The organism is Pseudoduganella aquatica, assembly GCF_009857595.1.
GTDB classification, from domain to species: Bacteria; Pseudomonadota; Gammaproteobacteria; order Burkholderiales; family Burkholderiaceae_D; genus Rugamonas; species Rugamonas aquatica_A.
In genome coordinates, this window is sequence record NZ_WWCU01000008.1 from 20849 (window position 1) to 42591 (window position 21743).

Consider the following 21743-nt stretch of genomic DNA (forward strand, 5'->3'; position numbering starts at 1 on the left):
ATTTCTTATGGCAGCTTGGTCTGCGCGACATGCTTGAGCAGGTCGGCCACCGAGGTTTGCATGGTGTCGGTGAATGGCGCCGGGTACAGGCCCATCACCAGCACAGCGATTGCCAGGATGCCCAGCATCAGGAACTCGCGGCCGTTGATGTCGGTCAGTTCCGCCACGTGGTGGTTGGTCACTTTGCCGAAGATCACGCGCTTGGCCATCCACAGCGAGTACGCCGCGCCCCAGATCAGCGCCGAAGCAGCCACGATGCCGGTCACGAAGTTGAACTGCACCGCGCCCAGGATCACCATGAACTCGCCCACGAAACCGGAGGTCGCTGGCAGGCCGCAGTTGGCCATCGAGAACAGGATGAAGAAGGCGGCGAATTTCGGCATCTTGTTCACCACGCCGCCGTAGTCGGCGATGTTGCGCGAGTGGGCGCGGTCATACAGCACACCGATGCACAGGAACATGGCGCCGGAGATGAAGCCGTGCGAAATCATCTGCACGATGCCGCCCTGCACCGACATGTCGTTGAACATGAAGAAGCCCAGCGTGACGAAGCCCATGTGGGCGATCGACGAGTAAGCAACCAGCTTTTTCATGTCCTTCTGCACCAGCGCCACCAGGCCGATGTAGACCACGGCGATCAGCGACAGGCCGATCACGAACCAGGCCAGTTCGCGCGATGCGTCCGGCACGATAGGCAGCGAGAATCGGAGAAAACCATATGCGCCCAGTTTCAGCATGATGGCGGCCAGCACGGCGGAACCGCCGGTCGGCGCTTCCACGTGGACGTCCGGCAGCCAGGTGTGGACCGGGAACATCGGCACTTTCACGGCGAAGGCCATGAAGAAGGCGAAGAAGATGGCGATCTGCTCGTTCATCGTCAGCTTGGCCGCATGCCAGTCCAGCACGCTGAAGCTGCCGGTCTTGTTGTACAGGTAGATGATGGCGACCAGCGTCAGCAGCGAGCCAAAGAAGGTGTACAGGAAGAACTTGAACGACGCGTAAATGCGGTTCGCGCCGCCCCACACGCCGATGATGATGTACATCGGGATCAGCGTGGCTTCAAAGAAGAAGTAGAACAGCAGGCCGTCGGTGGCGGTGAAGACACCGATCATCAGGCCGGACAGGATCAGGAAGGCGCCCATGTATTGCGCCACGCGTTCCTGGATCACTTCCCAGGCCGAGATCACCACGATGATGGTGATGAAGGCGGTCAGCGGCACGAACCACAGCGACAGGCCGTCGATGCCCAGCGAGTAGAAGATGTTGAAGCGCTCGATCCACGGCGACTTCTCGACGAACTGCATGCCGTGGGCGGCGTTGTCGAAATGCGAGATCAGCGGCAGCGTCGGCAGCAGCGAAACGATGGAGCCGATCAGGGCCATGACACGCACCATGCCGGCGCGCGAATCGCGCCCGGTAGCCAGCACGATCAGGCCTGCCAGTATCGGCATCCAGATCGAAAGGCTCAAGTAAGGAAGATTATTCATTGTTGACTGTATCTTTTTTCTAGTTGCGTGTCAGCTGTTAAGCGTGCCAAAACGGCAGGAAGTAGACCAGGAAACCGACAATGCCCAGGATCATCACGAACGCATAGTGGTAGATGTAGCCGGTCTGCGCCAGGCGGGTCAGCGAGGAGAACCACGCCACCACTTTTGCACTGCCGTTCACCACCAGGCCGTCGATCAGGGTACGGTCGCCCACTTGCCACAGGCCGTTGCCCAGCACGCGCGCGCCGCCGGCGAACACTGCCTGGTTGAACTTGTCCATGTAGTACTTGTTGTCCAGCAGGGTGTGGATCGCCTTGAACTTGGCGTAGAACCAGGCCGGTACGCGTGGATTGATCATGTAGCAGTAGTACGCGGTCGCAACGCCGGCGATGGCCAGCCACAGTGGCAGCGAAGTCAGCGAATGCACGGCCATGGCCCAGGCGCCGTGGAATTCTTCGGTCAGGATTTCCATCGCCTTGTGGTTCTCGCCGATGGTGATCACGCCTTTGAAGAAGTCGCCATGCAGCATAGGTGCAATGGTGAAGTAGCCGATCAGGACCGACGGAATCGCCAGCATCACCAGCGGGAACCAGACCACGAATGGGGACTCGTGCGGTTTCTCGCCCGGCGCCAGGCCGTGGTGCTCGTGCTCGTCATGGTCGTCGTGACCGTGGTCGTCGTGCGCGGCGTGGGCCGCGGCGGGAGCATGCGCATCATGGCCATGTGCTTCGTGCGCGTGGGCCTTGCCGAAACGCTCTTCGCCGTGGAACACCAGGAAGTACATGCGGAAGGAGTAGAACGCGGTCACGAACACGCCGGCCAGCACGGCGAAGTTCGCAAAGCCTGCACCCCAGATATGGGTTTCATGCACGGCTTCGATGATCGAATCCTTCGAGTAGAAGCCCGAGAACAGCGGCGTACCGATCAGCGCCAGGGAACCCAGCAGCGAGGTGAACCAGGTGATCGGCATGTACTTGCGCAGGCCGCCCATGTTGCGGATGTCCTGGTCGTGGTGCATGCCGATGATGACCGAACCGGCGCCCAGGAACAGCAGTGCCTTGAAGAACGCGTGCGTCATCAGGTGGAACACGGCCACCGAGTAGGCCGAAGCGCCCAGCGCCACGGTCATATAGCCCAGCTGCGACAGCGTGGAGTAAGCCACCACGCGCTTGATGTCGTTCTGGATAATGCCCAGGAAGCCCATGAACAGCGCGGTAATCGAACCGATCACCAGCACGAAGGACAGCGCGGTGTCCGACAGCTCGAACAGCGGCGACATGCGGGTCACCATGAAGATGCCTGCGGTAACCATGGTTGCGGCGTGGATCAGCGCGGAGATCGGGGTTGGACCTTCCATCGAGTCCGGCAGCCACACGTGCAGCGGGAACTGGGCCGATTTGCCCATGGCGCCGATGAACAGGCAGATACAGGCCACGCTCAGCAGCATCCAGTCGGTGCCCGGCAGGTGCAGCAGCGCCAGTGCGTCCTTCTTGGCGAACACTTCCTGGTAGTCCATGGTGCCGGCGTAGGCCAGCAGCAGGCCGATGCCCAGGATGAAGCCGAAGTCGCCCACGCGGTTGACCAGGAAGGCCTTCATGTTGGCGAAGATCGCGGTTGGACGGGTGTACCAGAAACCGATCAGCAGGTAGGAAACCAGGCCCACTGCTTCCCAGCCGAAGAACAGCTGCAGGAAGTTGTTGGACATGACCAGCATCAGCATCGAGAACGTGAACAGCGAGATGTAGGAGAAGAAGCGGTTATAGCCTTCGTCGTCCTTCATGTAGCCGATGGTGTAGATGTGAACCATCAGCGACACGAAGGTCACCACGTTCATCATCATGGCCGTCAGCGCGTCGACCTGGAAGCCCACGGCCAGCTTCACGCCGGCCACGGTCATCCAGCGGTACACATCGCCGTTGTAGGATGCGCCGTCCAGCACTGCGAGCAGGGTCTGGAAGGAAATAATGAATGCAATCAGCACGCCCAGGATGGTCGCAGTGGTTGCCACTTTTCGGCCAACTACGTTGCCGAAGAATTTGGTGCCGAGCAGGCCCGCAATTGCTGAGCCCGCCAGCGGAGCCAGCGGTACAGCCAAAAGGAGGTTAGGGTTAAGCCCCGTCATGATGAACCTTAATGTTTATTATTCGAGGTTGTTAACTCAGCCTTTGAGGCTGTCCAGGTCTTCCACGTTGATGGTGTCCAGGTTACGGAACATCACCACCAGGATCGCCAGGCCGATTGCCGATTCGGCAGCCGCCACGGTCAGAATGAAGAAGACGAAGATCTGCCCGGCCGCGTCGCCAAGGTAGTGCGAGAAGGCGATGAAATTCATGTTCACTGCCAGCAGCATCAGTTCGATGGCCATCAGCAGGACGATGATGTTCTTGCGGTTCAGGAAAATACCGACGATCGAGATCGCGAACAGGATCGCGCCCAGGACCAGGTAGTGAGCCAGAGATAAAGTCATTGAGCCTCCTTCGGTGCTACGTTCGTTGCCGCGTCGCGGGCGGTCGCCTTCATCTTGACGATGCGCAGGCGGTCGTTGCGCTTGACGCGCACAGCGTCAGCAGGATCGAAGTACTTGATGTCCTTGCGCTTGCGCAGGGTCAGCGCCACGGCGGCGATAATCGCCACCAGCAGCACCACGGCCGCGATTTCGAAGGCGTAGATGTACTTGGTGTAGATCAGCATGCCCAGCGCCTTGGTCGAGCCGATGTGGCCGGCCGCTTCCGGCGCGGTGGCGCCGTTGATGCCGAAGGAGCGCCAGATCACCGACGCCATTTCCAGCACGATGATGCCGCCGATCACGCCGGCGATGGGCAGGTAGCCCCAGAAGCCTTCGCGCAGCTTGGCCACGTGGATGTCCAGCATCATCACCACGAACAGGAACAGCACCATCACGGCGCCGACATACACCAGCACCAGCACGATGGAGAGGAATTCAGCTTTGAGCAGCATCCAGATGCCGGCCGCCTGGAAGAAGGCCAGCACCAGGAACAGCGCGGCCTGAACCGGGTTCGGGGCCGTGATTACGCGGATCGACGCCAGCACGAGGATGGCGGAGAACACGTAGAAAAGAATGGTTGTAAAGTCCATTTGTAGTCCAGATCAGTATCGGTGGCGATCAGCGGTACGCTGCATCCGCTTCGCGGTTGGCGGCGATGTCGGCTTCGTAGCGGTCGCCCACTGCCAGCAGCATCTCTTTGGTGTAGTACAGATCGCCGCGCTTCTCGCCGTGGTATTCCAGCACGTGGGTTTCCACGATGGAGTCCACCGGGCAGGATTCTTCGCAGAAGCCGCAGAAGATGCACTTGGTCAGATCGATGTCATAGCGCGTGGTGCGGCGCGAGCCGTCGTCGCGCTGTTCCGATTCGATCGTGATGGCCATGGCCGGGCACACCGCTTCGCACAGCTTGCAGGCGATGCAGCGCTCTTCCCCGTTGGGGTAGCGGCGCAGCGCATGCAGGCCGCGGAAGCGCGGCGACATCGGCGTCTTCTCTTCCGGGTACTGCACCGTGATCTTGCGGGCAAACATGTACTTGCCCGTCAGGGCCATGCCTTTGATCAGTTCCGACAGCATCAGGCTGCCGAAGAAGTCTTTAACTTTTTCCATGTCGCTTCCTTACTTCCAAATATTCCACGGCGAATTGATCACGCCTGCTACCAGCACCAGCCAGACCAGGGTCAGCGGGATGAAGACTTTCCAGCCCAGACGCATGATCTGGTCATAGCGGTAGCGTGGGAAGGTACCGCGCACCCAGATGAAGATCGAGACGATGGCGAAGGTTTTCGCGAACAGCCAGAAGAAACCGCCGAAACCGCCGCCGAACTCCAGGAACTTGAACGGTGCAGCCCAGCCGCCCAGGAACATGATGGCGGCCAGCACGCCGACCAGGATCATGTTGGCGTATTCGGCCAGCATGAACATGGCGTAGGACATGCCCGAGTATTCCACCATGTGGCCGGCCACGATTTCCGACTCGCCTTCCACCACATCGAACGGGTGGCGGTTGGTCTCGGCCAGGCCGGAGGTCAGGTAGATCACGAACAGCGGCAGCAGCGGCAGCCAGTTCCACGACAGGAAGTTCATGCCCATCTCCACCATCTGGCCCTTTTCCTGGCCCTGGACGATGTCGATGAAGTTCAGCGAGCCCGATACCATCAGGATCACCACCATCACGAAGCCCATCGGGATCTCGTAGGAGATCATCTGGGCCGAGGCGCGCATGGCGCCCATGAAGGAGTATTTCGAGTTGGACGACCAGCCGGCGATGATGATGCCGTACACCTCCATCGAGGTGATCGCCAGCAGCAGCAGCAGGCCCGCGTTCACGTTGGCCAGCACGGCTTCCGGACCGAAAGGCACCACCGACCAGGCGGCCAGCGCCGGCATGATGGTCATCACGGGACCGATCACGAACAGGCCTTTGGCGGCCTTGCTCGGAATAACGATCTCTTTGAGCAGCAGTTTCAGCGCGTCGGCGATAGGCTGCAGCAGGCCGCCGGGACCGACGCGGTTAGGGCCGATACGGATCTGGATCCAGCCGATCAGCTTGCGCTCCCACAGGGTGGCGTAAGCGACCAGGCCCATCAGCGGCAGCAGCACGCACAGCAGCTTGATCATGGTCCAGACAAAGAACCACACTTGCGGACCCAGCAGAGCCGAGCCGTTGGTGGTGATGGTGTTGACGAATTCCAGCGCCATTACTTGGCCTCCCCTGCTTTGGCTACGGTGATGGCGCCGAACATGGCGCCCAGCTTGGCGGTCGACTCATGCGCGGCCGGCACGCGGACCACATTGGCCGCCAGGCCAGCGTCGATCACGGCTTCCAGCACGGCAGTACCACTGCCCTGGGTCACGGTCACTTTGTCGCCGGCCTTGACGCCCAGCGAGGCGGCGGTCGCCACCGAGATGCGCGCCACGGGGGCGGCGCCGTCGATGGTGGCCAGCAGCGGACCGGAACGGCGCGCGATGGCGTCGGCGAAGTGGATAGGCACGTCGGCCAGGCGCTCCAGCGAACCGGCGGTGCCGAACTTGGCGGCGGCGACAGCTTGCTTGGACACGTTGTTCAGCTTGCCCGACAGGTCGGTCACGCCCTTGCCCAGCAGCTCGTCGCGGATCGCTTCCGAGGTGTCGTAGTCGAAACCGGACAGGCCCAGGATGTTGCCCAGTACGCGCAGCACTTTCCAGCCCGGACGGGTTTCGCCCAGCGGCTTGACGGTGGCGTTGAAGCTTTGCGCGCGGCCTTCGGCGTTGACGAAGGTGCCGGAGGTTTCGGTGAACGGCGAAATCGGCAGCAGCACGTCGGCGTGGTCCATGCCATGCTTGAAGGCGGACAGCACGACGACCATCTCGGCCTGCTTCAGCGCGGCGGCGGCCGTTTGCGGGTTGGCCGCATCCAGTTCCGGTTCCGCGTTCAGCAGCAGATAGGCTTTCTTCGGTGCGGAGAACGCAGGAGCGGCGCTTTTCGCGGTGGCGTTGGCCAGGTAGCCGCCCACGGTGTTGGCGGCTTCCACCAGGTAGCCCAGCTTGGCGCCGGTCTGTTCGGCGATCCACTGCGCGGCGGCGTGCAGCGCGGACGCTTGCGGATGCGCGGCGGCGGCGTTGCCCAGGAAGACGGCCTTGCGCTCGCCGGACAGCAGCGAAGCAGCGATGCCCTTGGCGGCGTCCGAAGCTTCAATGCCTTCGAAGCCTGCGGGAGCGGCCACTTCTTTCGCGGCGGCCACGGCCACAACGACTTGCGACAGCGCGGCCAGCCAGTCCGACGGCGCGGCGGTGATCTGGTTTGCCACGTTGATCAGGCTGTCGTCTGCGGTGCCGTTCAGCACGGACAGCTTGGCGCCCGATTTGACGGCGGCGCGGATGCGGGTTGCCAGCAGAGGGTGATCCTTGCGCAGGAAGGAGCCGATGACGAACACGCGCTGCAGCGACGTCACGTCGGCAACCGGCATGCCCAGCCATGGCGACACCTGGCCGTCCAGCGCGAAGTCGCTCTGGCGCAGGCGGAAGTCCACGTGCTCGGAACCCAGCGAACGGGTCAGCTTTTGCAGCAGGTGCAGTTCTTCGGTGGTCGAATGCGCGGTCGCGTAGGACGCGATCGCGTCGGCGCCGTGTTCATGCTTGATGTTTTTCAGGCCGTGCGCCACGTATTCCAGCGCGGTCTGCCAATCCACTTCTTTCCACTCGCCGCCTTGCTTCAGCATGGGCTGGGTCAGGCGTTCGGCGCTGTCCAGCGCTTCGTAGGAGAAACGGTCTTTATCGGAGATCCAGCATTCGTTGACCGCGTCGTTTTCCAGCGGCAGCACGCGCATGACCTTGCCAGCCTTGACCTGGACCACCAGGTTGGCGCCCAGCGAGTCGTGCGGCGAGACCGATTTGCGGCGCGACAGTTCCCAGGTACGGGCGCTGTAGCGGAAAGGCTTGGACGTCAGTGCGCCCACCGGGCACAGGTCGATCATGTTGCCGGACATTTCGGAGCTGACCGCTTCGCCGACGAAGCTGGTGATTTCCGAGTGTTCGCCGCGGCCCACCATGCCCAGCTCCATCACGCCGGCCACTTCCTGGCCGAAACGCACGCAGCGGGTGCACTGGATGCAGCGCGCCATTTCCTGCATGGACACCAGCGGGCCGGCCTGCTTGGGCGTGACCACGCGCTTGTCTTCCTGGTAGCGCGATTCGCCCTTGCCGTAGCCCACGGCCAAGTCCTGCAGCTGGCATTCGCCGCCCTGATCGCAGATCGGGCAGTCCAGCGGGTGGTTAATCAGCAGGAATTCCATCACGGACTTCTGCGCCTGCACAGCCTTGTCGCTGGCGGAGCGCACGATCATGCCGGCGGACACGGGCGTGGCGCAAGCGGGCAAAGGCTTGGGCGCCTTTTCCACTTCGACCAGGCACATGCGGCAGTTCGCTGCGATCGACAATTTCTTGTGATAGCAGAAGTGCGGGATGTAGGTTCCCAATTTGTTGGCAGCGTCCATCACCATGCTACCAGCAGGGACTTCGACTTTCTTGCCGTCTATTTCGATTTCAACCATGGTGATCGTTACGCAGCTTAGAGGTAAGCGGGCACCAAGCAATGCTTGTGCTCGACGTGATATTCAAATTCTTCGCGGAATTGCTTGACGAAGGCGCGTACCGGCATCGCGGCGGCATCGCCCAGAGCGCAGATGGTGCGGCCCTGGATGTTGTCGGCGACCGAGTTCAGCAGGTCCAGATCTTCCGGACGGCCCTGGCCGTTCTCGATGCGGTGGACCACGCGGTACATCCAGCCCGTGCCTTCGCGGCATGGGGTGCACTGACCGCACGATTCTTCGAAGTAGAAGTAGGACAAGCGCTCCAGCGCCTTGACCATGCAGCGCGTCTCGTCCATGACGATGATGGCGCCCGAACCGAGCATGGAGCCGGCCTTGGCGATCGAGTCATAGTCCAGATCGGTTTGCATCATCAGTTCGCCGCGCACCACCGGGGCCGAGGAGCCGCCGGGGATGACCGCCTTGATCTTCTTGCCGCCGCGCATGCCGCCGGCCAGTTCCAGGAACTCGGCGAAGGGGGTGCCCAGCGGGACTTCGTAGTTGCCCGGACGCTCGACGTCGCCCGAGATCGAGAAGATCTTGGTGCCGCCGTTGTTCGGCTTGCCCAGCGCCAGGTAGTTCTCCGGACCCATGTTCAGGATGAAGGGAACAGCGGCGAAGGTTTCCGTGTTGTTGATGGTGGTCGGCTTGCCGTACAGGCCGAACGACGCAGGGAAAGGCGGCTTGAAGCGCGGCTGGCCTTTTTTGCCTTCCAGCGATTCCAGCAGCGCGGTTTCCTCGCCGCAGATGTAGGCGCCGTAGCCGTGGTGCGCGTGCAGCTGGAAGCTGAACTCGCTGCCCATGATCTTGTCGCCCAGGAAGCCGGCGGCGCGCGCCTCTTCCAGCGCTTCTTCAAAGCGCAGGTACTCGGCGAAGATTTCGCCGTGGATGTAGTTGTAGCCCACCGTGATGCCCATGGCGTAAGCGCCGATGGCCATGCCCTCGATCAGTGCATGCGGATTGTAGCGCATGATGTCGCGGTCCTTGAAGGTGCCCGGCTCGCCCTCATCTGTATTGCAGACGAGGTACTTCTGGCCCGGGAACTGGCGCGGCATGAAGCTCCACTTCAGGCCGGTCGGGAAACCCGCGCCGCCGCGGCCGCGCAGGCCGGAGGTTTTCAGGTCGGCGATGATGGCTTCGGGCGCGATCTTCTCTTCGATGATGCGGCGCAGCGCCGAATAGCCGCCACGTTTCACGTAGTCGGCCAGGTGCCAGTTGTCGCCGTTCAGATCCTTCAGGATCAGCGGCTTGATGTGACGGTCGTGCAGACTGGTCATTTGTTAGCTTCCTTCAGTTCCACCACCAGCGCGTCGATCTTGTCGTTGCTCATGAAGGAGCACATGCGGTGGTTGTTCACCAGCAGCACCGGCGCGTCGCCGCAGGCGCCCATGCACTCGCCTTCCATCAGCGTGAATTCGCCGTCTTCGGTGGTGTCGCGGTAGTCGATGCCCAGCTTCTGCTTCAGGTGGTGCGCAGCGCGCTCGCCGCCCGACAGGGCGCACGGCAGGTTGGTGCACACGGTGATCTTGTGCTTGCCGACCGGCTTGGTGTTGTACATATTGTAGAAAGTAGCCACTTCCTGCACGGCGATGGCCGGCATGCGGATGTAGTCGGCCAGTTCCTGCATCACATCGGTCGACACCCAGCCCAGTTCAACCTGGGCGTGGGCCAGCGCGGCCATCACGGCCGATTGGCGCTGGTCGTCCGGATACTTGGCCAGTTCGCGGTCAATTTTTTTATAGCACTGCTCTGATAACAACATTCTCTTTGCCTCTCGGACTTAGCGGTCAATACTGCCGAACACGATGTCCTGTGTACCAATAATGGTCACGGCATCGGCAATCATGTGGCCACGCGCCATTTCGTCCAGCGACTGCAGGTGGGCGTAGTCTGGCGCGCGCAGCTTCATGCGGTACGGCTTGTTCGCGCCGTCCGACAGCAGGTAGATGCCGAACTCGCCTTTCGGGTGCTCCACCGCGGCGTATGCTTCGCCCGGCGGCACGTGGAAACCTTCGGTGAACAGCTTGAAGTGGTGGATCAGCGATTCCATATTGGTCTTCATGTCCACGCGCGACGGCGGCGCCACCTTGCGGTTGCTGGACATGACAGGACCCGGATTGTTGCGCAGCCACTCCACGCACTGCTTGATGATGCGGTTCGACTGGCGCATTTCTTCAATGCGCACCAGGTAGCGGTCGTAGCAGTCGCCGTTGGTGCCCACTGGAATGTCGAAGTCCATCAGGTCGTACACTTCGTATGGCTGCTGCTTGCGCAGATCCCACTCGATGCCCGAACCGCGCAGCATGGCGCCGGTGAAGCCCATGGCCAGCGCGTCTTCCGGCGTGACCACGCCGATGCCGACGGTACGCTGTTTCCAGATACGGTTGTCGGTCAGCAGCGTTTCGTATTCGTCGACATAGGTCGGGAAGCGGCGCGAGAAGTCTTCGATGAAGTCGAGCAGCGAACCCTGGCGGTTGTCGTTCAGTTCCTTGATGGTCTTGGCCGACTTGATCGGCGAAGCCTTGTGCTGCGGCATGGTGTCCGGCAGGTCGCGGTACACGCCGCCCGGACGGTAGTAGGCCGCGTGCATGCGCGCGCCCGATACCGCTTCGTAGCAGTCGAACAGGTCTTCGCGGTCGCGGAAGGCGTACAGGAAGGGACCCATGGCGCCCACGTCCAGCGCGTGCGCGCCCAGCCACATCAGGTGGTTCAGCAGGCGCGTCATTTCGTCGAACATCACGCGGATGTACTGTGCGCGCAGCGGGACTTCAACGCCCAGCAGCTTCTCGATCGCCATCACGTAGGCGTGCTCGTTGCACATCATCGACACGTAGTCCAGACGGTCCATATAAGGCACGGACTGCAGGTAGGTCTTCTGCTCGGCCAGCTTCTCGGTGCCGCGGTGCAGCAGGCCGATATGCGGGTCGGCGCGCTGGATGACTTCGCCGTCCAGCTCCAGCACCAGGCGCAGCACGCCGTGCGCTGCCGGGTGCTGCGGACCAAAGTTCAGGGTGTAATTCTTAATCTCAGCCATTATTTCATCCCGTAGTTTTCTTCGCGGATCACGCGCGGCACGTTTTCGCGCGGCTCGATCGTGACAGGCTGGTAGACCACGCGCTTCTGTTCTTCGTCGTAGCGCATTTCCACATAGCCGGAGACCGGGAAATCCTTGCGGAACGGATGGCCCACGAAACCGTAGTCGGTCAGGATGCGGCGCAAGTCGTTGTGGCCTTCGAACAGGATGCCCAGCAGGTCGAACGCTTCGCGCTCGTACCAGTTGACGGCGCGCCAGATCGGCATGACGGACGCCACCACGGGCATGTCGTCGTCCGGTGCGAACACGCGCACGCGCACGCGCCAGTTGTGCTTGACCGACAGCAGGTGCGACACGGCCGCGTAGCGCAGGCCGTCCCAGCTACCGTCGCCGTAGGTCGAATAGTCGACGCCGCACAGGTCGATCAGCTGCTCGAAATGCAGCGTGGGATCGTCGCGCAGGGTCTGCATGACGGCGTAGTAATCGGCCGCTTTCACGGTCAGGGTGATTTCACCCAGCGCTACTACCGTAGTAACGCGATCGCCCAGGGCCGTAGCCAGGGCGTTTTGCAAGACTTCCAATTGTGTACTCATAGTTCTGAAGCGCCCCGTTTAGCGTGCGATCGTGTTGGTACGCTTGATCTTGTTTTGCAACTGCAGGATGCCGTACAGCAGCGCTTCGGCCGTAGGCGGGCAGCCCGGCACGTACACGTCCACCGGTACGATGCGGTCGCAGCCGCGCACCACGGAGTAGGAATAGTGATAGTAGCCGCCGCCGTTGGCGCAGGAGCCCATCGAGATGACCCAGCGCGGCTCGGACATCTGGTCGTAGACCTTGCGCAGCGCCGGCGCCATCTTGTTGCACAGCGTGCCGGCAACAATCATCACGTCGGACTGGCGCGGCGACGGACGGAACACGATGCCGAAGCGGTCCAGATCGTAGCGGGCTGCGCCCACGTGCATCATTTCAACCGCGCAGCAGGCCAGGCCGAACGTCATCGGGAACATAGACCCGGTGCGCGCCCAGTTGATCAGCTTGTCGGCTGTGGTGGTGATGAAACCTTCGTTTAATACGCCTTCAATAGCCATGGCTTATTCCCAATCAAGGGCACCTTTCTTCCAGATATACCAAAAACCGACCACGAATTCGGCGATAAACACCATCATCGTAATGAAACCTTGCCAGCCCAGTTCGCGCATGGAGACGCCCCATGGGAAGAAGAATGCCGTTTCCAGATCGAACAAAATAAACAGAATTGCGACGAGGTAGTATCGTACGTCGAATTTCATGCGTGCGTCTTCGAAGGCCTCGAAACCGCATTCGTAGGGGGACAATTTGGCCGCGTCAGGCTTGTGTGGACCGAGCAGACGGCCAAGCACCTGGGGAACTACGCCGACACCGAGGCCGACGAGCAGGAATAAGAGAACGGGGAAGTAATTTTCGAGGTTCATTGATGAGCTTAATGTTGAACGATCGTTTAGGAAGGCACCGCGCTACCCTGCGGTGCAGTAAACGCTCGACCCCAATCAACATTGAGACCAGGATCAAACGACACATCCTCGTAAAAAAACCAGCTTAGGCCGGGGTGGAGGGATTATTTCCCCTGCCCTGGCGCACCTGCTGGCTTTCTGTATTTCTTTGGTGCCGACGACGAGACTCGAACTCGTACAGCTTTCGCCACTACCCCCTCAAGATAGCGTGTCTACCAATTTCACCACGTCGGCGTTAAGCCCGTTATTCTACAGTGATTTCACTGCTTTGTTAATGCGTATTGCGGCAAAACAAGAAGAAAACGGTAAAGCTTGACTGAATTCCTAGAGTATCAAGGATATCAGGGATATCGAGGGGATTACTTTTGCGGCGCCGGGGCCGGAGCGGACGCAGGCGCGGCAGGCGCCGATGCGGCTGCCGGAGCAGGCACACCGGCGGCGGCGGCAGTGTCAGCGGCGCTCGGCGCGGCTGGCGCGGCGGCCGGGATCGCTGCCGAACCCTTGGTCGGAGCCGGGGTGGTGACCTTGTCCATCACGCCGCCGCCGGTGCTCACGCCCGGGTTGGTGGCCATCGACGCCAGCGCCAGGGTGGCGGCGAAGAAGATGGCCGCCGCCACGGCGGTCGACTTCGACATGAAGTTCGACGAGCCGCTGGCGCCGAACAGGCTGCCGGATGCGCCGGAACCGAAGGCTGCGCCCATGTCCGCGCCCTTGCCGTGCTGCAGCAGCACCAGGCCAATAATAGCCAGCGCCGACAGCACCTGGACGACGACGATGAGGTTGTGCAAAGTGTTCATGCTATTCCATTTCCAATTGAGGGTATTTCAGTTAAATCGTTTTCGGTTAATACATTATTCCGCAGCGTGCACGATGGCGAGGAAATCCGCCGCCTTCAGTGCCGCACCGCCGATCAGGCCGCCGTCGATATCCGGCTGGGCCATCAATTCCCCGGCGTTTTCCGGCTTCATGCTGCCGCCGTACAAAATCTGCACGCCGCCGGCCACCGCCGCGTCGCGGGTGGCCACTTGCTTGCGCAGCTGCGCATGCACCTCCTGCGCCATGGCCGGGGTGGCGGTCTTGCCGGTGCCGATCGCCCATACCGGCTCGTAAGCCAGCACGATCTTGCCCAGTGCCGAAGTTTCCAGCACGTCCAGCACCGCTTGCAGCTGGGCGCACACCACCACATTGGTCTGCCCTGCTTCGCGCTCGGCCAGCGTTTCACCCACGCACACCACCGGGGTCAAGCCAGCAGCCAGCGCAGCCAGCGCCTTCTTGGCCACCAGCTCATTGCTCTCGTGGTGATAGGCGCGGCGCTCCGAGTGGCCCACGATCACATAGCGGCAGCCGAAGTCGGCCAGCATGGACGCGGCAACCTCGCCGGTGTAAGCGCCTGCGGCGTAAGCAGAGACATCCTGCGCACCCCATGCGACGGGCGAACCTTGCAGCGCAGCCTGGCACTGGGCCAGGTAAGGCGCAGGCGCGCACACGGCGCAGTCAGCCTGCCTGGCCGCAGATTCGGCGGCAACGCCAGCCGCAATGCCGGACAACAGCGCAGCGTTGCTGTCGCGGCTGCCGTTCATTTTCCAATTTCCGATGACGAGTTTGCGTCGCATAGTAGCCTAAAATTCAATAACCCGTTATTTTAACGCGAGCCGCAAACCGGGGTCAAACCAGCATCGCTGGAGTGTTGCTCATTGGCTTGATTATTTGCTCATATTTCAAGCATGATCTTGCCCACGTGGGTGCTGCTTTCCATCAGCGCGTGCGCGGCGGCGGCCTGCTCCAGCGGGAACACCTGGTGTATCACCGGCTTGATGGCGCCCGACTCCAGCAGCGGCCAGACGCGCGCGCGCAACTGCGCCGCAATACGCGCCTTGAAGGCCACCGGGCGCGGGCGCAGCGTGGAGCCGGTGACGGTAAGGCGGCGGCGCAGCACCTGGCCCAAGTCCAGCGTGGCCTTGGCGCCGCCCAGCAGCGCGATCACGGCGATGCGGCCGTCATCGGCCAGGCAGTTGATTTCGCGCGGTAAGTAGTCGCCACCCACCATGTCAAGGATCACGTCCACGCCTTTGCCGCCGGTCAGCTCCTTGGCGATGGCGGCAAAATCCTCGGTCTTGTAGTTGATGCCGCGCTCGGCGCCCAGCTGTTCGCAGATGCGCGCCTTCTCATCGCTGCCGGCGGTGGCGAACACGCGGTGGCCCATGGCTGCGGCGAGCTGGATCGCCGTCACGCCGATGCCGGACGTGCCGCCCTGCACCAGCAGCGTTTCGCCCTGCATCAAATGGGCGCGGTCGAACACATTGCTCCACACGGTAAAGAAGGTTTCCGGCAGCGAAGCCGCCTCCAGCATGGACAGGCCCTTGGGGATGGGCAGGCACTGGTCGGCCGGCGCGGTGCAGTATTCCGCATAGCCGCCGCCCTGCGCCAGCGCGCACACCAGGTCGCCCTTGCTGAAGCGGCTGCCGGCCAGGTCGCCGTCGACGATCTCGCCCGCCACCTCCAGGCCCGGCAGGTCGGACGCGCCCGGCGGCGGCGCATAGCTGCCCAGGCGCTGGAACACGTCCGGCCGGTTGATGCCGGCCGCGCGCACCTTGATCAGCACCTCGCCGGCCTTGAATTCGGGTATGGGACGCTCGCACAGGCGCAGCACGTCGGCCGGGCCGGGCTGGCTGATCTCTATTGCACGCATGGCTGCCCTCTCCTAAGTTCATCGCTGAAAAAGGCGATTGTACGCGAGCGGAGACAGCCGCGCAGCCAGCCCCTGCCACCGTCCGCAGCACTGAACGATATTAGTAGTGATAATGAGATCGATTCCTATTTACTTTTTATCTTGGGGAAACTATACTTTCGGGAACTTATAAAACCAGCATCTTCCCGGGAACTCCATGAAACAGCCAGCTATCAGCAAGCCTAAAAGCCTCCGCCTCGAACAAGACAGCGCCCTGAGCGCCATGGCCAAGACCACCCTGGCCGTGAGCATTTCCACCGCCATGCTGATGCCGCTGGCCGCGCATGCGGACAACGGCGCCGACACCGCCGCTGCCGAGAAGGACGAAAAAACCGGCTCCGTCATCATCCTGGGCAAGCGCCTGGACCCAAATCCGAACGCCGAACAAGGCGCCGCTTATAAAGCCAAGACCTCGGCCGATAGCCGCCACACCCGCCCTATCGCTGAAACGCCGCAAACCATTTCCGTGGTGACCAAGGCGGCCATCGACGACTCCGGCCTGACCGACCTGAAACAAATCCTGGGCGCGCAGCCCGGCGTGACCCTGGGCACCGGCGAAAACGGCAACGCCTTCGGCGACCGCTACATCATTCGTGGCCAGGAAGCCCGCAGCGACGTCTTCGTCGACGGCCTGCGCGACCCCGGCATGAGCACCCGCGAAAGCTTCGCCATCGAGCAGCTGGAAATCTCCAAAGGCCCGAACTCGAGCTTTGCCGGCCGCGGCACCGCCGGCGGCGCCATCAACGCCATCACCAAGCAAGCCACGCTGGACCACGACTTCACCCGCGTTTCCGCCGCCGTCGGCAGCGACAGCCACCACCGCGTGTCGACCGACATCAACAAGGGCTTCGGCGAAAACTTCGCCCTGCGCGCCAACCTGCTGGACGCCAAGGAAGACGTGCCTGACCGCTCGCCGTCGAGCCGCCAGCGCCAGGGCGTGGCCATTTCCGGTCTGTACGAAGCGAGCAAGGACCTGTCCGTCACGCTGGACTACTACGGCCTGCGCACGCACGACAAGATGCCGGACCTGGGCACCTACCTGAGCGGCACCGTGCCCAACCGCGTGGCCGTGACCAACATCCCCGTGTACGCCCAGCAGAGCGACTTCCTGAAGTCCGACGTCGACACCGGCACCGCCCGCATCAACTGGACCATCCAGCCCGGCCTGAAGCTGACCAGCCTGACCCGCTACGGCAAGTCCAGCAACGCCTACGTCACCACCGGCGCCTCCGGCGGTACCCGCTACGACGGCGCCACCGGCAAGGCCTACACCACCTCCTACATCGACAGCGGCCACACCGGCTGGCAAGACATCGACTACTTCGCGCACCAGAGCAATCTGCGCTGGGACAAGCAGCTGGGCGGCCTGAAGCATGAATTCATCTTCGGCCTGGAATACACCGACCATCAGGTCGTGTCGGGCAACTACAACCTGAACAACAGCGGCTTCAACTGCCGCAGCGCCACCGGCAACGCCACCAGCCCCTTCATCGGCCCCAACAACGCCCTGTGCTTCACCAACAGCGCCGGCGTGCCGGTGGCCAACCTGAGCACACTGGCCGTGCGCAACGTCCAGCGCCTGAGCTGGAACCAGGACTGGCGCGTGAAGACCACCTCGCTCAGCGTTATGGACACCGTGGACCTGAGCGACAAGTTCACCGCCTTCGGCGGCCTGCGCGCCGACTACTTCGACCTGTCGCTGGTACGCCGCAACAACACCACCGACGTCATCACCGGCAGCTACGGCTATAACGACACCCTGGTCAACGGCCACTTCGGCCTGAGCTACAAAGTGGCCAAGGACGCCATCGTCTACGCCAGCGCCGCCACCGCGCAGGACATCAACGGCGGCGAGGCCGACGCCGGCACCGCCAGCGGCTACGGCGGCGCCGTGCTGTACAACAACCAGATCGCCGGCGCCAAGCCAGAGACCTCGACCAATCTGGAACTGGGCACCAAGTGGGACCTATTCGACCACAAGCTGCTGGCTACCGCCGCACTGTTCCAGACCACCAAGAAGGACGTGATGGAAGGCGCCAACTACGACACCATCGGCACCTTCAACACCGGCAAGAACCGCGTGCGCGGCATTGAATTCGGCCTGGTGGGCAACTTCACCGAAAACCTGTCCGGCCAGCTGGGCGGCGCTTTCATGAACTCGAAAGTACTGGCCTCGGCCACCGCCAGCAACCTGAACAACCCGCTGAGCAACTTCGCCAAGCAGACCTACTCGGCCCAGCTGAAGTACCAGGCCACCGACGCCTTCTCCTTTGGCGGCACGGCGCGCCATGAGAGCGACCGCTGCGGCGGCCAGCCCGACACCGGCGCGGCCGTCACCGGCGGCGTGTGCCAGCAGCCGGTGCCTGCCTTCACCGTGTACGACGCCTTCGCCAGCTACCGCTTCAGCCGCCGCTTCGACCTGCGCCTGAACGTGCTCAACCTGAGCAACAAGGACTACTACACCGCCGTCTACCGCGCCGGCTTCTTCATGTACAAGGGCGATGCGCGCGCCGTGCGCCTGACCCTGAACTACGAGCTGTAATCCCTCGTGTAGGGCGGGTTAGCGTAGCGTAACCCGCCATAGCCGTCGAAATGCATGCGAACGGCGGGTTACACTACGCTAACCCGCCCTACAGCGCATACCACTTCCCGGCATTTCTTCATTCATGAGCCACTCCATTCCTCCCGACATACGCTGCGCGCAGGACTACGAAGCGCTGGCGCCGCGCCACCTGGCCGCGCCCACCTTCGCCTATGTGGCCGGCGGCAGCGGGCACGACCTCACCGTGGCGGCCAACCGGGCCGCGTTCGGGCAATGGCATATCGTGCCGCGCCTGCTGCGCGACGTCGGCACGGGCAACACCCGCATCACACTGGCCGGCGAGGACTACGCCCATCCACTGTTCCTGGCGCCGGTGGCCTTCCACAAGCTGGTGCACGGCGCGGGCGAAATCGACACGGCGCGCGCCGCCCACGCGGTGGACGCCTGCATGATCACCAGCACGCTGGCCTCCTGCACGCTGGAAGACGTGGCGCGCGCGGGCGGGCCGCAGCGCTGGTTCCAGCTCTACTTCCAGCCGCAGCGCGAAGCCACGCTGGACCTGCTGCGACGCGCCGAGGCCGCCGGCTACGGCGCCATCGTGGTGACGCTGGACGCACCCATCCAGGTAGCCAGCCGGGGCGCCCTGGCGCTGGACTTCCGGCTGCCGCCGGAGTGCGTGGCGGCCAGCCTGGCGCCCTACCCCGCCGCCGCCCCGGCCCAGCTGGCGGACGGCGAGAGCCGCATCTTCCAGGGCGTGATGCGCAGCGCCCCCACCTGGGACGACCTGGCTTGGCTGCTGGCGCAGGCCCGCGTGCCGGTGTGGGTGAAAGGCGTGCTGCACCCGGACGACGCCACCGCCCTGCGCAGCGCGGGCGTGGCCGGCATCGTGGTGTCCAACCACGGCGGCCGCAGCCTGGACGGCGCGCCTGCCAGCCTGGACGCCCTGCCCGCCATCCGCGCCGCGCTGGGACCGGATTTTCCGCTGCTGTTCGACGGTGGCATCCGTTCCGGCGCGGACATCTTCAAGGCGCTGGCCCTGGGCGCCAGCGCCGCCGCCGTGGGCCGCCTGCAGCTGTACGCGCTGAGCGTGGCCGGCGCGCTGGGCGTGGCCCATATGATGAAACTGCTGCTGGAGGAACTGGAAGTGTGCATGGCCCTGGCGGGCTGCGCCACGGTGGACCAGATCACCGCCAGCGCCCTGCAAGCGAAAAGGACGCCATGCTGATTACCATAGACAATGTGCTGAGCAAGGACGAAGTGGGCCAGTTCCGGGCCTGGCTGGACCGCGCCGAATGGCAGGACGGCGCCGCCACCAGCGGCAGCCAGGCGCGCCGCGTGAAGCACAACCTGCAGCTGGCCGACGGCGTGGAACCGGCCGTCAGCCTGGGCAACCATATCCTGCGCGCGGTGGCCAGCCATCCGCTGTTCGTGTCGGCAGCGCTGCCGCGCCGCATCTACCCGCCCAAGTTCAACCGCTACCAGGACGGCGGCACCTACGGCACCCACGTGGATAGCGCGGTGATGCAGCTGCCCGGCGGCGGACAGGCGCTGCGCAGCGACCTGTCGGCCACGCTGTTCCTGGCCGAGCCGGACGAATATGAAGGCGGCGAATTGGAAATCGAGGGCGAGTTCGGCGTGCAGGCGGTCAAGCTGGCGGCGGGCAGCCTGGTGCTGTACCCGTCGTCCAGCCTGCACCGCGTGGCGCCGGTGACGGCCGGCGCGCGCCTGGCCTCCTTCTTCTGGATCGAAAGCCTGGTGGCGGACGACGGCGAGCGCAGCATGCTGTTCGACCTCGACCAGTCCATCCAGCGCCTGACACCGGCGCTGGAGCAGCATCAGCGGGAACTGGTCAAGCTGACCGGGATCTACCATAATCTCTTACGGCGCTGGGCCACCACCTGAAGCAGCGCCATACATAACATTCCAAGGACAAGCCATGAAATCGAAAATCATCCTGCCGCTGCTGCTCGCACTGGCCACCAGCGGCGCCTGGGCGCACGGCGACGTGAAATGCACCAAGGCTCCGAAAACCGAGTGGAAATCGCACGAGGAACTGGAGCAGAAACTGACCAAGGAAGGCTGGCAGATCCGCCGCATGGAAGCCACCACTTCCTGCTACGAGGTGTACGCCAAAGACCCCAAGGGCAAGCGTGTGGAAGCCTTTTTCGACCCTGTGACTTTCGCCCGCGTTGAAGAATAAGCTGAAAATCTGGGACCTGCCGGTGCGCCTGCTGCACTGGCTGCTGGTATCGAGCATCGCCGCCGCCTGGTACACCAGCGAGGACATCGGCCCGCTGCACGAGTACTGCGGCTACGCGGCCGCGTCTGCCGTCGCGGCGCGCTTGCTGTGGAGTTTTGCCGGCAGCAGCTATGCGCGCTTTCCGCAGTTCGTGCTGGGCGCGGGGCCGACCATGGCCTATCTGCGCCAGGTGCTGGCCGGCACGGCGCCGCGCTACCTGGGCCACAATCCGCTGGGCGGATGGATGGTGGTGGCGCTGCTGTCCTGCGTGGGCCTGGTGGCGTTCACCGGCTGGCTCACCACCACCGAGCTGCTGTGGGGCTACGCCTGGCCGGTGCGCATCCATGAAAGCCTGGCCTGGCTGCTGGTGGCGCTGATCGCTGCCCATGTGGGCGGTGTCATCTTCACCAGCTGGCAGCACCGCGAGAACCTGGTTGCCGCCATGTTCAGCGGTAATAAGTCCCCCGAAGAGTCCCCCGAAACGCCCGCCGACTAGCCGCCGCCGGTGCGCGACTGCTTGGGCAGCGGCGTGCCGACTTTCCACGCGGCCGACAGCGCCTGCCCTTCCTCGATCTGCTCCGGCGTCATCTTCCGCACCACGGCCGCGCGCTGCTCGGCCGCGTTCATGGAGCCGCTGGCGGCCGCCAGGTTCCACAGCATATAGGCCAGCACGTTATCCTGCGGCATGCCGCCGATGTGATAGCGGTACATCAGCCCCAGCGTCTGCTGCGCATCCGGGTGGCCCTGCTCGGCGGCCTTGCGGAACCAGATCACCGCCTGCTTGTGGTCCTGGATCACGGCGTTGCCGGTGTAGTACATGGCGCCCACCACGTATTGCGCGTCCGCCTTGCCCTTCACGGCCGCCTTGCGGTGCCAGTTCAGCGCCTGCTTGTAGTCCTGCGGCACGCCGCGGCCCATGTAATACATCAAGCCGAGCAGGTGCTCGGCGTCCGTGTTGCCGTTGCGCGCCAGCGGTTCGATTTCCTTGTACGCCAGGCTGTAGTTCCGGTTGTTGTAGGCCGTGGCCCCTTCCGCGAAGCCGGCCTGCGCGGCGCCTTGGGCGCCCAGCACCAGACCGATCGCGATCATCGCTAGTAGTAGTTTTTTCATGTTGCTCAAGAAATGGGTACTTGTATCCGTACTTGTGTTTTA

At 63.1% G+C, this 21743-nt stretch carries 22 protein-coding genes and 1 tRNA gene; 5 read left to right on the plus strand and 18 right to left on the minus strand.

Going from position 1 to position 21743, the window contains the following annotated elements:
- Positions 1–5: 5 nt before the first annotated feature.
- The 17 genes from GTP77_RS09475 to GTP77_RS09555 form a co-directional block, all read right to left on the minus strand.
- Positions 6–1487: an NADH-quinone oxidoreductase subunit M gene (locus GTP77_RS09475; protein ID WP_161071933.1), complete on the minus strand. Its 1482-nt coding sequence runs from the start codon at positions 1485–1487 to the stop codon at positions 6–8.
- A 37-nt stretch (positions 1488–1524) separates the two neighbouring features.
- Positions 1525–3609, minus strand: a complete 2085-nt coding sequence (gene nuoL, locus GTP77_RS09480) for an NADH-quinone oxidoreductase subunit L (protein WP_161071934.1) — start codon at positions 3607–3609, stop codon at positions 1525–1527.
- A gap of 36 nt (positions 3610–3645) precedes the next feature.
- Positions 3646–3954, minus strand: a complete 309-nt coding sequence (gene nuoK, locus GTP77_RS09485; protein WP_008450334.1) for an NADH-quinone oxidoreductase subunit NuoK — start codon at positions 3952–3954, stop codon at positions 3646–3648.
- On the minus strand, positions 3951–4583 hold the full coding sequence (locus tag GTP77_RS09490; protein WP_161071935.1) for an NADH-quinone oxidoreductase subunit J: 633 nt from the start codon (positions 4581–4583) through the stop codon (positions 3951–3953). Before GTP77_RS09490 ends, nuoK begins: the two co-directional genes overlap by 4 nt.
- Positions 4584–4611: 28 nt before the next feature.
- A complete protein-coding gene (gene nuoI / locus GTP77_RS09495; RefSeq protein ID WP_056397264.1) occupies positions 4612–5100 on the minus strand; it encodes an NADH-quinone oxidoreductase subunit NuoI in 489 nt (162 codons plus the stop codon).
- A 9-nt stretch (positions 5101–5109) separates the two neighbouring features.
- The gene (nuoH, locus tag GTP77_RS09500) at positions 5110–6192 is read right to left on the minus strand and encodes an NADH-quinone oxidoreductase subunit NuoH (protein ID WP_161071936.1); all 1083 of its coding nucleotides are present in this window, start codon (positions 6190–6192) and stop codon (positions 5110–5112) included.
- On the minus strand, positions 6192–8522 hold the full coding sequence (gene nuoG / locus GTP77_RS09505; RefSeq protein ID WP_161071937.1) for an NADH-quinone oxidoreductase subunit NuoG: 2331 nt from the start codon (positions 8520–8522) through the stop codon (positions 6192–6194). Before nuoG ends, nuoH begins: the two co-directional genes overlap by 1 nt.
- Positions 8523–8539: 17 nt before the next feature.
- Complete coding sequence (nuoF, locus tag GTP77_RS09510) at positions 8540–9835, minus strand: NADH-quinone oxidoreductase subunit NuoF (RefSeq protein WP_161071938.1); 1296 nt, start codon at positions 9833–9835, stop codon at positions 8540–8542.
- Entirely contained in the window at positions 9832–10320 is a 489-nt protein-coding gene (gene nuoE / locus GTP77_RS09515) for an NADH-quinone oxidoreductase subunit NuoE (protein WP_161071939.1), read from the minus strand. Before nuoE ends, nuoF begins: the two co-directional genes overlap by 4 nt.
- Before the next feature lie 18 nt (positions 10321–10338).
- Positions 10339–11592, minus strand: a complete 1254-nt coding sequence (locus GTP77_RS09520) for an NADH-quinone oxidoreductase subunit D (protein ID WP_161071940.1) — start codon at positions 11590–11592, stop codon at positions 10339–10341.
- The gene (locus GTP77_RS09525; protein ID WP_161071941.1) at positions 11592–12185 is read right to left on the minus strand and encodes an NADH-quinone oxidoreductase subunit C; all 594 of its coding nucleotides are present in this window, start codon (positions 12183–12185) and stop codon (positions 11592–11594) included. Before GTP77_RS09525 ends, GTP77_RS09520 begins: the two co-directional genes overlap by 1 nt.
- An 18-nt stretch (positions 12186–12203) precedes the next feature.
- Positions 12204–12680 (minus strand): NuoB/complex I 20 kDa subunit family protein, encoded by a 477-nt coding sequence (locus GTP77_RS09530; RefSeq protein ID WP_056397301.1) that lies wholly within the window; start codon positions 12678–12680, stop codon positions 12204–12206.
- Positions 12681–12683: 3 nt separating this feature from the next.
- The gene (locus GTP77_RS09535) at positions 12684–13043 is read right to left on the minus strand and encodes an NADH-quinone oxidoreductase subunit A (RefSeq protein WP_093556298.1); all 360 of its coding nucleotides are present in this window, start codon (positions 13041–13043) and stop codon (positions 12684–12686) included.
- Between the two features lie 188 nt (positions 13044–13231).
- Positions 13232–13316, minus strand: a tRNA-Leu gene (locus GTP77_RS09540).
- Between the two features lie 125 nt (positions 13317–13441).
- Positions 13442–13879: a preprotein translocase subunit SecG gene (gene secG, locus GTP77_RS09545; protein WP_161071942.1), complete on the minus strand. Its 438-nt coding sequence runs from the start codon at positions 13877–13879 to the stop codon at positions 13442–13444.
- 54 nt (positions 13880–13933) lie between these two features.
- Entirely contained in the window at positions 13934–14695 is a 762-nt protein-coding gene (gene tpiA, locus GTP77_RS09550; RefSeq protein ID WP_161071943.1) for a triose-phosphate isomerase, read from the minus strand.
- 98 nt (positions 14696–14793) lie between these two features.
- Positions 14794–15771 carry an NAD(P)H-quinone oxidoreductase gene (locus GTP77_RS09555; protein WP_161071944.1) on the minus strand — a complete coding sequence of 326 codons (978 nt, stop codon included), beginning with the start codon at positions 15769–15771 and terminating at the stop codon, positions 14794–14796.
- A 196-nt stretch (positions 15772–15967) separates the two neighbouring features.
- Here GTP77_RS09555 and GTP77_RS09560 point away from each other — a divergent pair, with 196 nt between their 5' ends.
- The 5 genes from GTP77_RS09560 to GTP77_RS09580 all read left to right on the plus strand — a co-directional run bounded on the left by GTP77_RS09560 (position 15968) and on the right by GTP77_RS09580 (position 21087).
- Positions 15968–18352, plus strand: a complete 2385-nt coding sequence (locus GTP77_RS09560) for a TonB-dependent receptor (RefSeq protein WP_229202139.1) — start codon at positions 15968–15970, stop codon at positions 18350–18352.
- A gap of 124 nt (positions 18353–18476) precedes the next feature.
- Positions 18477–19577 (plus strand): alpha-hydroxy acid oxidase, encoded by a 1101-nt coding sequence (locus GTP77_RS09565; RefSeq protein WP_161071945.1) that lies wholly within the window; start codon positions 18477–18479, stop codon positions 19575–19577.
- Positions 19571–20254, plus strand: coding sequence for a Fe2+-dependent dioxygenase (locus tag GTP77_RS09570; protein WP_161071946.1), 684 nt, complete (start codon positions 19571–19573; stop codon positions 20252–20254). Before GTP77_RS09565 ends, GTP77_RS09570 begins: the two co-directional genes overlap by 7 nt.
- A 34-nt stretch (positions 20255–20288) precedes the next feature.
- Positions 20289–20552, plus strand: coding sequence for a PepSY domain-containing protein (locus GTP77_RS09575; protein WP_161071947.1), 264 nt, complete (start codon positions 20289–20291; stop codon positions 20550–20552).
- Positions 20542–21087 carry a cytochrome b/b6 domain-containing protein gene (locus GTP77_RS09580; protein WP_229202140.1) on the plus strand — a complete coding sequence of 182 codons (546 nt, stop codon included), beginning with the start codon at positions 20542–20544 and terminating at the stop codon, positions 21085–21087. Before GTP77_RS09575 ends, GTP77_RS09580 begins: the two co-directional genes overlap by 11 nt.
- Here GTP77_RS09580 and GTP77_RS09585 read toward each other — a convergent pair.
- Positions 21084–21701 (minus strand): tetratricopeptide repeat protein, encoded by a 618-nt coding sequence (locus GTP77_RS09585; RefSeq protein WP_161071948.1) that lies wholly within the window; start codon positions 21699–21701, stop codon positions 21084–21086. The genes GTP77_RS09580 and GTP77_RS09585 overlap by 4 nt on opposite strands.
- Positions 21702–21743 lie beyond the last annotated feature (42 nt).

Bases quoted from the DNA above. Each gene is read 5' to 3' on its own strand.
- GTP77_RS09475 (WP_161071933.1), bottom strand. From the start codon at position 1,487: ATGAATAATCTTCCTTACTTGAGCCTTTCGATCTGGATGCCGATACTG.
- nuoL (WP_161071934.1), bottom strand. From the start codon at position 3,609: ATGACGGGGCTTAACCCTAACCTCCTTTTGGCTGTACCGCTGGCTCCG.
- nuoK (WP_008450334.1), bottom strand. From the start codon at position 3,954: ATGACTTTATCTCTGGCTCACTACCTGGTCCTGGGCGCGATCCTGTTC.
- GTP77_RS09490 (WP_161071935.1), bottom strand. From the start codon at position 4,583: ATGGACTTTACAACCATTCTTTTCTACGTGTTCTCCGCCATCCTCGTG.
- nuoI (WP_056397264.1), bottom strand. From the start codon at position 5,100: ATGGAAAAAGTTAAAGACTTCTTCGGCAGCCTGATGCTGTCGGAACTG.
- nuoH (WP_161071936.1), bottom strand. From the start codon at position 6,192: ATGGCGCTGGAATTCGTCAACACCATCACCACCAACGGCTCGGCTCTG.
- nuoG (WP_161071937.1), bottom strand. From the start codon at position 8,522: ATGGTTGAAATCGAAATAGACGGCAAGAAAGTCGAAGTCCCTGCTGGT.
- nuoF (WP_161071938.1), bottom strand. From the start codon at position 9,835: ATGACCAGTCTGCACGACCGTCACATCAAGCCGCTGATCCTGAAGGAT.
- nuoE (WP_161071939.1), bottom strand. From the start codon at position 10,320: ATGTTGTTATCAGAGCAGTGCTATAAAAAAATTGACCGCGAACTGGCC.
- GTP77_RS09520 (WP_161071940.1), bottom strand. From the start codon at position 11,592: ATGGCTGAGATTAAGAATTACACCCTGAACTTTGGTCCGCAGCACCCG.
- GTP77_RS09525 (WP_161071941.1), bottom strand. From the start codon at position 12,185: ATGAGTACACAATTGGAAGTCTTGCAAAACGCCCTGGCTACGGCCCTG.
- GTP77_RS09530 (WP_056397301.1), bottom strand. From the start codon at position 12,680: ATGGCTATTGAAGGCGTATTAAACGAAGGTTTCATCACCACCACAGCC.
- GTP77_RS09535 (WP_093556298.1), bottom strand. From the start codon at position 13,043: ATGAACCTCGAAAATTACTTCCCCGTTCTCTTATTCCTGCTCGTCGGC.
- secG (WP_161071942.1), bottom strand. From the start codon at position 13,879: ATGAACACTTTGCACAACCTCATCGTCGTCGTCCAGGTGCTGTCGGCG.
- tpiA (WP_161071943.1), bottom strand. From the start codon at position 14,695: ATGCGACGCAAACTCGTCATCGGAAATTGGAAAATGAACGGCAGCCGC.
- GTP77_RS09555 (WP_161071944.1), bottom strand. From the start codon at position 15,771: ATGCGTGCAATAGAGATCAGCCAGCCCGGCCCGGCCGACGTGCTGCGC.
- GTP77_RS09560 (WP_229202139.1), top strand. From the start codon at position 15,968: ATGAAACAGCCAGCTATCAGCAAGCCTAAAAGCCTCCGCCTCGAACAA.
- GTP77_RS09565 (WP_161071945.1), top strand. From the start codon at position 18,477: ATGAGCCACTCCATTCCTCCCGACATACGCTGCGCGCAGGACTACGAA.
- GTP77_RS09570 (WP_161071946.1), top strand. From the start codon at position 19,571: ATGCTGATTACCATAGACAATGTGCTGAGCAAGGACGAAGTGGGCCAG.
- GTP77_RS09575 (WP_161071947.1), top strand. From the start codon at position 20,289: ATGAAATCGAAAATCATCCTGCCGCTGCTGCTCGCACTGGCCACCAGC.
- GTP77_RS09585 (WP_161071948.1), bottom strand. From the start codon at position 21,701: ATGAAAAAACTACTACTAGCGATGATCGCGATCGGTCTGGTGCTGGGC.